This window comes from Streptomyces sp. NPDC055287 (assembly GCF_053646035.1).
In genome coordinates this window covers 71234-83639 of sequence record NZ_JBSHNE010000016.1, presented here as the reverse complement: position 1 = coordinate 83639, position 12406 = coordinate 71234, and the positions used below count along the sequence as shown (strand labels likewise).

Sequence of the window (12406 nt, the reverse complement as noted above, 5' to 3'; positions counted from 1 at the left end):
ATGCCTCTGACCACCACCGCGTACGACAACGGCAGCGACCTCGCCGCGTACACCGACTCCCTCATCGCCACCAAGGACTCCCGGGTGGCCGACTTCGACACGCTCTCCTTCCAGGAGAAGGCCGGCCCGCAGTTCCGCCGCGGCCAGATCCGCTACGTCGGCTCGGGCGCCACCGGCAACCACGAGGGCGACAGCCGCATCCTCCCGTCCGGCGGATTCACCTTCTCCAACATGCTGCTGCCGCCCGGCGCCGAGGGCCCGGCACACACCCACCACGATGTCGAAGAGGCCTTCTTCGTCCTGGAGGGCGAGGTCAAGGTCGGCATCCACCGCGGCTCCGACGAGGTCGAGTACCGCACGCTCGGCTACCGCGACATGATCGTCGTCCCGGCCGGCGTGACCCGTTCGCTGAAGAACGAGGGGGACACCGACGCCCTGTTCTGTGTCGTCATCGGCACGCAGAAGCCGCAGGTGCCTACCTACCCCGAGTACTCGCCGATGCACGGCGTCACCCGTGGCTGACGAGCCCGTGAGCGGCGTGCGCACGGTCGTCGTCACCGGCGCGGGCCGTGGCCTCGGACTGGCGATGGCCCACCGGATCGGCGCCCACGGCTTCCGGGTCGTCGTCGCCGAGCTGGACCCGGAGCGAGGCGAGCGCGCTGTCGCGGAGCTGCGCGGGGAGGGCGTCGATGCCCACTTCGTATGCTGCGACGTCGCCGAGCCGGCATCGGTGGACGCGCTGGCGGCCGCCGTAGGAGAGCTGGGCCCGCTGTACGGACTCGTCAACAACGCGGCGCTGGCCAACGGTGTGGGCGGCAAGGAGTTCCAGGACATCGACATCGAGGTCTGGGACCGGTTGATGACCGTCAACGCCCGCAGCCCGTGGCTGGTGTCGAAGGCGCTGTACCCGCTCTTCGCCAAGTCCGGGCGGATCGTCAACATCGCTTCGGACGCCGCCCTGTACGGCTCTCCGCGCCTCGCGCACTACGTCGCTTCCAAGGGCGCGGTCATCGCCCTCACCCGGGCGATGGCCCGTGAGCTGGGTGACAGGGGGATCACCGTGAACGCGGTCGCCCCCGGGCTCACCGAGTGCGAGGCGACCGAGAGCGTGCCCGCCGAGCGGCACGGCCTCTACCGCATGAACCGGGCCATCTCGCGGCCGCAGCAGCCCGACGACCTCACGGGGATCGTCGCCTTCCTGCTCGGCGAGGACTCCCGCTATCTGACCGGACAGGTGATCGCCGTCAACGGCGGCTTCACCATGAACTGACCACAGGAGTACCGAGTTATGGATCTGGGCCTCGCCGACCGCACCATCGTGGTCACCGGCGGCAGCTCGGGCGTCGGCCTGGCCACGGTCCGCGCCCTGCTCGACGAGGGCGCCCGCGTCGCCACCTGCGGCCGCGACGCCGACCGGCTGGCCGAGGTCGCCGGCCGGCTCGGCGCCGGACACGGCCGGCTGCTGACCGGGGTGTGCGACGTACGCGACGCGGATGCCGTGAACGGCTTCGTCCGGCGTACGGCCGGGGAGTTCGGCGGCATCGACGGACTCGTCAACAACGCGGGACAGTCCCGGATGAAAGGGCTCGACGACTCGACTGCCGAGGACTGGCGCGACGAGCTGGAGCTCAAGTTCGCCGGGGTGCTGAACCCGCTGCACGCCGCCCGGCCGTATCTCGCCGCATCGGACGCGGCGAGCATCGTCAACATCAACGCGGTCCTCGCCAAGCAGCCCGAGACCCGCCTGATCACCACCAGCGCCGCCCGCGCCGGCATCCTCAACCTCTCCAAGTCCCTGTCGGCCGAACTGGCCGTCGACGGCATCCGGGCCAACTCCGTCTGCCTCGGCCTCATCGACACCGGCCAGTGGACCCGCCGCCACGCCGCCGCCGGCTCCGGCACGACGTACGAGGACTGGCAGGCGGAGCTGGCCGCCGACCGGGGCGTCGCCCTGGGACGCCTCGGCCGGGCGGACGAGGTCGCGTACGCGGTCGTCGCGCTGCTCTCGCCCCGCGCCTCGTACATCACCGGCACCAGCATCGACGTCTGCGGCGGAATCGGCCGCTCCATCCTCTGAGGAGACACCCATGCGTTACGACAACGGAGGCGATCTCCTCGTCGCCGTCCTGCGCGAACTCGGCATCGACACGGTCTTCGGCATCGTCAGTGTGCACAATCTGCCGCTCGTCGAGGCCGTCGACCGGGAACTGCGCTTCGTCCCCGTGCGGCACGAGGCGTCCGCGGTGAACGCCGCCGACGCGTACGGCCGTGCCCGCGGCACCCTCGGCTGCGCACTGACCTCGACCGGCACCGGCGCGGGCAACGCCGCCGGATCGCTCATCGAGTCGCTCAGCGCGGGAAGCTCCGTGCTGCACATCACCGGACAGGTGGAGAGCGAATTCCTTGGCAGCGGCCGGGGTTTCATCCACGAGACCAAGGACCAGCTCGGCATGCTGACCGCCGTCTCGGCGTACGCGGCGAGTGTGCCGGACGCCGAGCAGGCGGGGCGGATCCTGCGCGAGGCGGCTCGCACCACGCTGGCCGCGCCGGGCGGCCCGGCGAGCGTCGAGTGGCCGATCGACCTCCAGTACGCGGCGCAGACCGACGAAACCGCCGAGCTCCCCGCACCCGCCGCCCCGGCTCCCACCGACGGTGAACTGGAGGCCGCCGGTGCTCTCCTGGCCTCCGCCCGCCGTCCGCTGGTCTGGGCCGGTGGAGGCGTCGTAACGGCGCGCACCGAACTGGCCTCCCTCCTTGCCGCGACGGGAGCGGGGCTGCTCACCTCCAACTCCGGCCGAGGCGCCGTACCCGAGGACCACGAGCAGGTCATCGGCAACTTCGCCACCGCCACGGCCGTGCGTGCCCTGCTCGACGACGCCGACCTTCTGCTCACGATCGGCACGCACTTCCGCTCCAACGAGACCGCCGACTACACACTGCGGCTCCCCGCGGCGCACATCCAGATCGACATCGACGCCGCCGCGCTCGGCCGCGTCTACCCGGTCCATCACGCCCTGCACGGCGACGCGCAGGCCACGCTGGCCGCGCTGCTGCCGCACGCACGGCCCGCCGAGGCCGGCTGGAGCGACCGCGTCACCGCCGTACGCACCGGGGTACGGGCGGACCTGCACGACAGCATCGGCCCGCAGGCCGCGATCTGCGACGCGATCCGGGCCGCGCTCCCCCGCGAGGCGGTCGTCGCACGGGACGTCACCATCCCCTCCAGCAGCTGGGGCAACCGCCTGCTGGAGATGTACGACGCCCGGGACAACGTCTTCCCCCGCGGCGGCGGCATCGGCCAGGGGCTCGGCATGGGCATCGGCGCGGCCCTGGCCCGGGCCGACGCGCCCACCGTCGTCCTCGCCGGTGACGGCGGTCTCGCCGTACACCTCGGCGAACTCCTCACCCTCGCGCAGGAACGGCCGCGCCTCACGCTGATCGTCTTCAACGACGGCGGGTACGGGGTTCTGCGCAACATGCAGGACCGGTACGCCGAGCGCCGCTCCGGCGTGGACCTGGTCACACCCGACTTCGAACTGCTGGCGCGCGCCTGCGGGCTGCCGTATCTGCGGATCTCCGCGGCGGAACACGCGGCGCCCGTCATCGACCGGGCGGTCGACTCCGCCGGGCCGACGCTCGTCGAGGTGGACCTCGCGGCGCTCGGTCCGATGAAGACGCCGTTCACCCCGCCCGTACGGATCCCCGGCCAGTAGGTCCTCCCGCAAAACCCTTCCCCGAGCCCTTCTCCAAATCCTTCCCGTAAGACAGTCAGGAGGCAGCAGGTCATGAGCGAGAACTCCCTGCGGCTGGTCGTCCACCGCATGACATGGGAGGCGGAAGGTGTCCTCTCCGTCGAGTTGGTCCACCCCGACGGCAAGCCGCTGCCGGCGTGGGCGCCGGGATCCCATCTCGACGTCCAGGTGGGCGGCCACACAAGGCAGTACAGCCTGTGCGGCGACCCGCGATCAGTCGGCGTCTACCGGATCGGTGTGCTGAACGAGCCCGCCTCACGCGGCGGTTCCCGCCATGTGCACACCGCGCTGCGCCCGGGCCAGCAGGTCACCGTCTGCGAACCGCGCAACCACTTCGCCCTGGAGGACGCAGAGGGCTATGTGTTCGTCGCAGGCGGCATCGGCATCACCCCGCTGCTCGCCATGGCCAGGGAGGCGTCCCGCCGCGGCGCCCCATGGCGATTGCTGTACGGCGGCCGCACGCGCGGCTCGATGGCGTTCACCGGGGAACTCGCCGCGCTGGACGGCGACCTCGCCCTCGTACCGCAGGACGAGCAGGGGCACATCGATCTGGACGCCGCGCTCGGCGAGCTGCCCGAGGGCACGCTTGTCTACGCGTGCGGTCCCGAGCCGCTGCTGACCGCCGTGGAACAGCGCTGCCCGGCGGGGCAGCTGCGGCTGGAGCGGTTCGCCGCCCCGGTGGTGGAGCGGGCCGTGGGCGACGAGGCGTTCGAGGTCGAATGCCGCGCCTCCGGAGTGACGTTCGGTGTCGGCGCCGGCACCTCGATACTCGAGGCCGCGGAGGCGGCGGGGCTGGACGTGCGGAGCTCGTGCCGTGACGGCATCTGCGGCTCCTGCGAGACCCGGGTGCTCGAGGGCGCCCCGGCCCACCGCGACTTCCTGCTCAGCGAGGCCGAGCACACCGCGAACGCCACGATGATGATCTGCGTCTCCCGGTGCGCATCCGGCCGACTCGTCCTCGACCTGTGACAACCCCCTCCCCCTTTTCCTCCCGTACTGGAGACACCCGTGACCGACACCTGGCCGTACCTGGAGATCCACCAGAGCCGTACGCACGAGCCGAGTCCCTACGCGTACAAGCTGGCCGCCACGCTCGAGGACGTCTACACGAACGACGGGCATGAACTGCCCGACGTCGTACGCGGGCTCAACGCCCGACAGGTGCACGCGCCCGACGGGCAGCCGTGGACCGAGAAGTCCTTCCGCGCCGAGATGCACCGACTGGGAGCCTGATCATGACGCTGTCGACCACCGCATCCGCGGACCACATCTACGCCCACGGCCTGCGCAACCAATGGCACGCCGTCGTCCCCTCACACTTCGTTGCCCCCGGGGCCATGCGCAAGGTCACCGCCCTCGGCGAGCAGTGGCTCCTCTTCCGCCGCTCCGACGGCACCCTCTCGATGCTGGCCGACCGGTGCCCGCACCGCGGAGCGCCCCTGTCCCTCGGCAAGCACCTGGGTGACCGTGTCGCCTGCTGGTACCACGGCGTCGAGGTGGAGACGGACGGCACGGTCTCCTCCGTACCGGGACTGCCGGGCTGCAACCTGGAGGGCAAGAAGCTGGTCACCTCGCTACCGGTGCGGGAGGTCGCGGGCGCGGTGCTTGCGTACTTCGGTGACGAGGAGCACCCCGAGCCGGCGCCGCTGACGCTTCCCGAGCCGCTCACCGACCCGCAGACGGACGCGTTCCTGTGCTACGCCGAGTGGAACGTGCCGTGGCGGTACGCGGTGGAGAACCTCCTTGACCCGATGCACGGCGCTTTCCTGCACCAGGAGTCGCACACCATGTTCGACGGCGACACCACGGCCAAGTTCCGCATCCGCGAGACCGACCGCGGCTACTACTTCGAGAAGACCGACCAGCGAGGCGTCAACTTCGACTGGGTGGAGCTGTGCCGCACCGGTGTGGACTGGGTGGACCTGTCCATCCCGTACCCGCCCTCGGCGGGCCCCGGCGGCCCGTTCGGCATCGTCGGCATGGTCAGCCCGGTGGATGCGCACAACACCGGCGTCTTCTTCTGGCGCTACCGCAAGGTCGAGGACTGGCAGCGCGACTCCTGGCGCTTCCTGTACAAGACGCTGGTCGAGAAGCGGCACTGGGACGTCCTCGAGCAGGACCGCGTCATGCTCGAGGCCATGCCCTCGGACGCCGACCAGCGGGAGAACCTTTACCAGCACGACCTCGGTGTGGTGCGGCTGCGCCGGCTCTACCGGGCGGCGGCCGAAGCCCAGTCGTCGGTCGGCGCTTGAGCCGCCCGCCTGTGGTTCGGGAGAGCGCCCCGCGAGCCCGGCACCCTGAGGCCTGCCGGCTTCCAGCGAGGCGGCGGCTCGCCGCACATCGGCGGGCGCTGTCTCGTCATACGGCATGAACACGAAAATCCGGTACGCCTGTCTCGGCCTGTCGGCCGTGGTCGCCCTGTACACAGGCGCTTGGGCCTGCTTCTCGCCGAGAGAGTGGCACGGGCCCGCTCGTCGGGACGGCACGCAATGACGTAGGGCACCATGAGAGCGAAGAGGAGGCCCGGCATGCGGATAGCGGTGGCAGGCGGGACCGGACTGGTCGGACGGTTCGTGGTCGAGGAGCTGGCGGCGGCCGGTCAGGAGCCAGTGGTGCTGGCCCGGTCACGAGGTGTGGACCTGGTCTCGGGCGTGGGCCTCGACGCCGCCATGGCGGGCGTGGAGGCAGTCGTCGATGTGAGCAACGTGACGACCTCGAGCGCCAGGAAGGCGTGCTCGTTCTTCGAGAGCGTCAGCCGCAATCTCCTGGACTCCGGGGCGCGGGCCGGCGTACGACACCACGTCGCGTTGTCGATCGTCGGCATCGACCGGGTCGGCCATGGCTACTACCAGGGGAAACTGCGGCAGGAAGATGTGCTGAAGAACGGTCGGGCGCCGTGGACGGTGCTGCGTGCCACGCAGTTCCACGAGTTCGCGGAGCAGATACTCGACCTGGTCCCCAAACCGTTCGCGGTGGTGCCGAGGATGCGGACGCAGCCGGTCGCGGCCCGCGAGGTGGCCCAGCATCTCGTGCAGCTCGCCCTGGCCCCGGCGCAGGGCATGGCGCCCGAGCTCGCCGGACCGCATGTCGAGCAGCTCGTCGACCTCGTGCGCCGGCTGTTGCGGGCCCGGAACCAGCACCGGCTGGTGCTGCCGGTCAGGTATCCCGGCGCCAGGGGCGCGGCCATGGCCGACGGCGGCCAGCTCCCGACCGGGCCCGGGCCGCGGGGCAGCCAAACGTTCGACGAATGGCTTGCCCAGAGCGTCACCCAGGGAGGATGACGACCTCGACCACCTCGCATCGGTCGGCATTCCGTTCACCGAGACGGTGGGCCGCACACCTGCGGCCTGCCGGCAGCTCGCCGCGTCCGTACGCCGCCGCCTCGTCCACCGACGGCCCGTCAGCAGTACGGCGCAGGAGCACCGGCAGACGTCTCCGCCTTCCGCGAGGCGTGCGAGAGTCGGCGGCCTGGGCACTGTTTCTCGGGCGTCCGACTCCGGCTCGGGGCACGGAGACCTGCTCCAGCACGCCCTCGAGCTGGGGCCCGTCACCGTAGTGTCCGGGTGTCAGGACGAGGGCGAGATTTGATGGGTCCTGATGATCGTCGGGTACGCGTGGGGCCGCAGTTCGCGGGTCGTCAGCAGCAGCCGCCTTCCGCCGCGCCGGCGACGGCTTCGAGACGGCAGAAGCAGGACGCGTTGATCGGTACGTCCGCCATGGCGGAAGCGAGCTTCAGTTGCTGGGCCACGATCTGCGCTTCCGCGCTCTTGCCCAGACGCAGGAGACACTCGTGGAACCCGTGCAGTGCCCATACGTTGCCGGGGTGTTGCGAAGGACGCGGCAGCGTGTCGTCGAGACCCAGGTCGGCCCGGTAGACGGCCTCCGCCTCCTCCACACGTCCCTGTTCGAGAAGCAGGGCGCCGTACGCGTGCCGTGTGGGCTGCATCCATCCCCACGGCTCGTCGTAGGGAAGGCTGTCGTCGAGTGTGATCGATCGCTCCAGTGCGGCGAAGGCGGCGTCGTGGTTCCCCTTGCGGTACTCCAGTTCGCCGTCGAGCATCTCCGACGCGATCGCGAGGATGTCGACGCAGGTGTTGTTGAACAACATGCGTGACTCGGGTACGCGGGAGACGGCCAGACGGAACAGTTCGCGTTCGGTCTCCGCCTCGGGAATCCGAACGGCCGCCGAGAAGGCGACGCCGCGAGCGTAGTGAAGCATCGCCGTGGTCGCGCAGTACAGCTCCGGGTCGGCAGGCAGCGGCAGTTCCAGGATGTCGGTCCAGCGGCCGAAGCGGATGAGCACGTGTACCGGCATGGCGAGGAAACCCTCCAGCCAGTCGGCCATGGGCGGACTCTGCACCCTCAGCAGTTCCTCGGGGATGGAGGCTTGGAGCTGTGCGGCGGTCTCCAGGGCGGTCGCCGACTGACCGAGGAACATCGCACCGTAGATCTTGAAGTGGTAGTTGTGCGATCGGTACAGGGTGTAGAAGTTCATCGCGCCGGCCCGCGCGTAGTACTTCTCGTCGGCGGCGATCGCGGTGGTGTTGTCCGACACCACACGCCGGTAGTCCCCGCAGAGCACCTCCAGGTGCGTGGGCATGTGCTGCAGGTGTCCGGCATCCGGCACGAGGCCGCGGAGCCGGTCCGCGACGGGCAGGGCGGCCTCGGGGGTCGGGGACATCTCCATGAGGTGGATGTACATGTGCAGAAGGCCGGGGTGCGTCTTCCCGGGCGCGGTGCCGATCGCCCGATCGAGGACCGCCTTGGCCTCCAGCGTGCGGGAGCCTTCCGCCGGCAGCCCGGTCGGCAGGTCCCACAGCTGCCATGGCGTGAGGTTCATCTGTGCGTCGGCATGGAGTGTGGCGACATCGAGGTCGTCGGGAGCGAGTTCGTACACGGCGCGCATCCTGTCGGCGTAGGTCTTGTTCCACACCGAGCAGTCCTCGACCGCTTCCGCCTGCGGATAGCGGTACCGCAATGCCTGGATCAGGGCCTGCTCGACGGGAGTGGCGCCGGCCGCCTTCTCGTAGGCGCGTTCGACGGCGGCGTGGGTGCGTTCGACGGTTCGTGCCAGGTCCTCGCCGTCGAAGAACTCCCAGGGCTTGTTGTAGTTCGGACCGAGGGCGTAGGCGATGCCCCAGTAGGCCATCGCACAGTCCGGATCCGCCGCGGCGGCGGCTTCGAAGCAGGAGACCGCCTCCTCGTGGTGGAAGCCGTACGACCAGAGCAGCCCGCGGTCGAACCACATCTGGGCGGACGGGGAGGACGTCGTCACGGGGCGGGTGTGGGTGCCGAGGTCGTAGTAGTCCATCCGTCTCTCCTGAAGGTACGGTCCGGTCAGCCAGGTGGCGCGTACGAGCCGTTCGGCCCGGCCGGACATGTGGACGCGCCGCGACCGGCACGCACTGTCCCAACGTGGTGAGGGTCTTAGGGGACACCTGTGGCCGAGGGTAGAACCGATCTCGCCCGGCCGGGAAACGCACGCGTGCGTACGGGTTCCGCGGGTATGGGCTGCGATCCCCGGCCGGCGGTCCAGGGGCGGTACGGCCTGCTGAGGGCAGTCGGTACGTTCGCAGAGGCGGCAGCCCATGCCGATGGGCATGACGGAGGGAGCGTTGTCGAGGTCCCTGTACGTACCGCCGTCGCTGCCTCACCGCGTGGTGGAGGCGGGGCTTCTCGGCCGTAAGTGCGGTCGCGGGTTCCACACCTGCGACGGGGGCTGAGGCGCCCTGGTCCGTCGCGTGCCGAGGACCCTGCGGCCTCTGTGGAGAGGGGCGCGGAACCAGACTGGTGGTCTGTTCCGTGCCCCTCACGCTTCCGCAGCCGCGCGACTGACGTTGAGACCTTCGGCTTCGCCGAGCCAGCCTTCGTGCTCGGCTTCGATGATCCGTTCGTGCAGGTTGTTCCGGATGTGTTCGAGGCGAGGCCGTTCAGCGGGATTCACGATAAAAACCGGACAGCGCACCCAAGCCGGGCCGAACTGCGACGGAGACGGCAGGGTACGGGCTGCCCTGCGCCCGGTCGTCGGCCGGGACAAGGTGGCCCGCTTCCTGGTCGGCCTCATGCGCGCAGGGAACCCGGGGTGGCACTCGTCGAGGACGTCAGCAACAACCGCGCGACCGTGGTCGGGCAGGCCGGCCTCCTCCGAGCGGCCGTCAGGACAGCCCGCCGGCTTGCGGGTGCCGGCGTGAGCTCACAGGCGGAGGACGACCAGGGCTGTGTCGTCGGTGATACCCGTGGGCGGGAGCAGGTCACTCAGCAGGGCGTCGGCAAGGGTGTCCGGATCGGCGGCGCGATGTCGTACGAGGGAGTCGGCGAGCCTGTGGAGGCCGGTGTCGATGTCCTCTCTGCGGCGTTCGATGAGTCCGTCGGTGTAGAGGACGAGGACGGATCCGTTCGCGAACAAGGTTTCTGCCTGCGGCCGGGACGTGTGCTCGGGGCGGGCGCCGAGTGGGGGGTCGGTGGCCCGGTCGAGGAAGGTGACGGTGCCGTCGGGGTGACAGAGCGCGGGCGGGGGATGCGCTGCTGTAGATGAGAGTGCGGCTGTTCCAGTCGATGAAGACCGACACGGCGGTGGTGGACTCCGCGTCGGCGACAGAGCGTGCGTACAGGCCGAGGCCTTCCAGGGCCTGGGCGGGGCCGGCGGCGACCCGGGAGGCGGCCGACAGCGCGCTGCGCAGCTGGCCCATGACGCCGGCTGCGCGCAGTCCGTGGCCGGCGACGTCCCCGACGGCCACGGCGGTACGGCCTGCGTCGGGCAGGTCGACGAGGTCGTACCAGTCGCCGCACACGTTCAGGGCTCCGGCGGCGGGCCGGTAGCGCACGGCTGCGCGGTGGTGGCCGAGCGGGCGGTGCGCGGGCAGCATCGCTTCCTGGAGGTGCAGGGCGACCTCGCGTTCACGGGCGTGGGCCCGGCGCAGGCGCTCGTTGACCTCTTGGAGCTCCCGGGCGCGGGTGTAGAGCTCGGCTTCCAAAACCTGGGCCCGGTACCCGTCACCGCGGGCGCCGCGGGCGCGGATGAGCTCGGTGACCTCCTCCACACGGTGCAGCAGCAGCGCCACGTCGCCGTCGGGGGCGAAAATGGGGACGTTGACCGGGCTCCAGTACCGCTCCTCCCACGCCCCGGGCCGGTCGGGAATCTCCACGTCGTAGCGTTGCAGGGCCATGGTGTCGCGCTCCCCCGTGGCCGCCACCCGCCGCAGGGAAACGCACAGATTGCGCATGCCGGTGGCGACCGGATCATTGGGATTGTCGGGGAAGACATCGAACAGGTAACGGCCGATCACCAGGTCGCGAGTGCGTCCGGACATGGACAGAAACGCCTCGTTGACATCCGCGTACACCAGGTCCGGTGTCAGCAGTGCCACCGCGCCGGGCAGAGCGTGGAAGACCGCCTGGTAGTCGATTCCGGGTCTGTTCATGATTACCTGCCCGCGCGAGATCGTTGAGATCTGGTGCTCTCACGATAGGCACGACCGCTGAGGCCGGCCGGTCACGGACGCCCCCGTGGGCCGATTGGCCCTCTGCCGGGGAGCCTGATACCCCGGCAGAGTCGTTCCCTCCTGTACCGGCGCGTGGGCACTGCACGGAAAGCCGAGGGCCTCGCCGACGAGGTGCCTGCAGCGGCTCCGGCGGGGCACCGGACGGCTCCGCCCATGATCGGCCGGACAGTACGGCAGTCGTCGCTAGCCAGGCACTGCTAGGCCCCTATGCCGAGAAGAGCCACCTCAAGGGGGAGGGCGGGCCGTGCCGGCAGGGCGGGAGGATCTTGGCGGCGGCCGGTGTGCGTGGCCGGAACAGCACGCAGAGCGTTGATGCCGCCGGCGGCCCACAACGCGTTCGTCCGCGGCAGGGCCAGCGTCATACGCCTGCCGTCCGCCAATGTGGTCTCGAGCTTGCTCGGTTCGTTCGCCTGCATGGCAACTCACTTCCGTGGACACAACATGCGCACGAGGGCCATCTGTTCTCACCGTGAAGGACGGTTGCGCGCGAAGAAAAGTTCCACCACGCGGCGTTCGTACCTGAGGCCCGGCGTCCGGTTCACTCGACGAGCTTTGCCGGAGCCGGTGTCTCCAGCGCGATGCGCCGTCGGGGACAGGGTGCGCTCCTACGGCGGCATCGGACCTTGCGGGCCATCACTTCTGACCATCCGTCAGCCCGTTGGCGCGGACTCGGGAACGGGTACGGAGGCGGACATCGACGGGCCGGACCCTGGCGCCGGCGGGAGGCATGGGTGTCCTCAGCGGGACTGAAGTGCGTCCAGAGCAACCGCCATACAGAGAGCAAGCCCCCGGTCGAGCTGCGGGTCCTGTATCCGCACGACGTAACGGTCCCTGATGCCCACCTTGCGCTCCACCGACATCACCGGATGACCGTCGCGGGCGAAGTCGAAGTGGTACACGAACGGCACCGGCAGCGGTATGGGCAGTACGGCGTCCGCCAGCTCCACGGCACGGCGGGCCATCGCAATGCCGGCGCTGCGCTCGGTCCCCCTCGCCGAGGGCGCGTCGCCCTGCGCCAGATGCCAGGTGGAGCGCAGCAGGGACGCCTTGGCGTCCTTGGGAAGTGACCTATGGGTTCCCCCGCCGGACCGCTGACGTCATAGGTGGCACCGAAGTCGATCACTTGCCGCGCCTTGAACCCGGCGAGCACGG

Annotated in this window: 12 protein-coding genes and 3 pseudogenes; 9 read left to right on the top strand and 6 right to left on the bottom strand. The window is 70.3% G+C overall.

All coding sequences use genetic code 11. From position 1 onward, the window contains the following. The 8 genes from ACWIHY_RS24265 to ACWIHY_RS24230 all read left to right on the top strand — a co-directional run bounded on the left by ACWIHY_RS24265 (position 1) and on the right by ACWIHY_RS24230 (position 7033). Positions 1 to 522, top strand: coding sequence for a cupin domain-containing protein (locus tag ACWIHY_RS24265; protein ID WP_454377765.1), 522 nt, complete (start codon positions 1 to 3; stop codon positions 520 to 522). Beyond that, positions 515 to 1270 carry an SDR family oxidoreductase gene (locus ACWIHY_RS24260; protein WP_454377764.1) on the top strand — a complete coding sequence of 252 codons (756 nt, stop codon included), beginning with the start codon at positions 515 to 517 and terminating at the stop codon, positions 1268 to 1270. Before ACWIHY_RS24265 ends, ACWIHY_RS24260 begins: the two co-directional genes overlap by 8 nt. An 18-nt stretch (positions 1271 to 1288) precedes the next feature. After that, positions 1289 to 2077: an SDR family oxidoreductase gene (locus ACWIHY_RS24255; protein WP_454377763.1), complete on the top strand. Its 789-nt coding sequence runs from the start codon at positions 1289 to 1291 to the stop codon at positions 2075 to 2077. 10 nt (positions 2078 to 2087) lie between these two features. Then, on the top strand, positions 2088 to 3713 hold the full coding sequence (locus ACWIHY_RS24250) for a thiamine pyrophosphate-binding protein (RefSeq protein ID WP_454377762.1): 1626 nt from the start codon (positions 2088 to 2090) through the stop codon (positions 3711 to 3713). Positions 3714 to 3785: 72 nt separating this feature from the next. Beyond that, positions 3786 to 4721, top strand: coding sequence for a PDR/VanB family oxidoreductase (locus tag ACWIHY_RS24245; RefSeq protein ID WP_454377761.1), 936 nt, complete (start codon positions 3786 to 3788; stop codon positions 4719 to 4721). A 39-nt stretch (positions 4722 to 4760) separates the two neighbouring features. Continuing rightward, entirely contained in the window at positions 4761 to 4985 is a 225-nt protein-coding gene (locus ACWIHY_RS24240) for a recombinase-like helix-turn-helix domain-containing protein (protein WP_454377760.1), read from the top strand. A 2-nt stretch (positions 4986 to 4987) separates the two neighbouring features. Then, positions 4988 to 6004, top strand: a complete 1017-nt coding sequence (locus ACWIHY_RS24235; RefSeq protein WP_454377759.1) for a Rieske 2Fe-2S domain-containing protein — start codon at positions 4988 to 4990, stop codon at positions 6002 to 6004. Between the two features lie 276 nt (positions 6005 to 6280). Continuing rightward, complete coding sequence (locus tag ACWIHY_RS24230; protein ID WP_454377758.1) at positions 6281 to 7033, top strand: SDR family oxidoreductase; 753 nt, start codon at positions 6281 to 6283, stop codon at positions 7031 to 7033. Between the two features lie 356 nt (positions 7034 to 7389). Here the strand turns inward: ACWIHY_RS24230 and ACWIHY_RS24225 are convergent, their stop codons facing one another. Together ACWIHY_RS24225 and ACWIHY_RS24220 are read right to left on the bottom strand one after the other, a co-directional pair. Next, entirely contained in the window at positions 7390 to 9063 is a 1674-nt protein-coding gene (locus ACWIHY_RS24225) for a hypothetical protein (protein ID WP_454377757.1), read from the bottom strand. A 195-nt stretch (positions 9064 to 9258) separates the two neighbouring features. Continuing rightward, a pseudogene (locus ACWIHY_RS24220) lies at positions 9259 to 9366 on the bottom strand (short-chain fatty acyl-CoA regulator family protein); the annotation flags it as partial. 13 nt (positions 9367 to 9379) lie between these two features. On the opposite strand from ACWIHY_RS24220, the pseudogene ACWIHY_RS24215 reads away from it, so the two are divergent. After that, positions 9380 to 9475, top strand: a pseudogene (locus tag ACWIHY_RS24215) (3-hydroxybutyryl-CoA dehydrogenase); the annotation flags it as partial. Between the two features lie 86 nt (positions 9476 to 9561). Here the strand turns inward: ACWIHY_RS24215 and ACWIHY_RS24210 are convergent. From ACWIHY_RS24210 to ACWIHY_RS24195, 4 genes and pseudogenes are all read right to left on the bottom strand, one after another. Then, on the bottom strand, positions 9562 to 9696 hold the full coding sequence (locus ACWIHY_RS24210; protein ID WP_454377756.1) for a hypothetical protein: 135 nt from the start codon (positions 9694 to 9696) through the stop codon (positions 9562 to 9564). Positions 9697 to 9945: 249 nt separating this feature from the next. Then, positions 9946 to 11173 (bottom strand): annotated as a pseudogene (locus ACWIHY_RS24205) (PP2C family protein-serine/threonine phosphatase). Positions 11174 to 11451: 278 nt separating this feature from the next. Next, positions 11452 to 11670 (bottom strand): hypothetical protein, encoded by a 219-nt coding sequence (locus ACWIHY_RS24200; protein ID WP_454377755.1) that lies wholly within the window; start codon positions 11668 to 11670, stop codon positions 11452 to 11454. Positions 11671 to 11991: 321 nt separating this feature from the next. Beyond that, positions 11992 to 12216: a hypothetical protein gene (locus tag ACWIHY_RS24195; RefSeq protein ID WP_454377754.1), complete on the bottom strand. Its 225-nt coding sequence runs from the start codon at positions 12214 to 12216 to the stop codon at positions 11992 to 11994. Positions 12217 to 12406 lie beyond the last annotated feature (190 nt).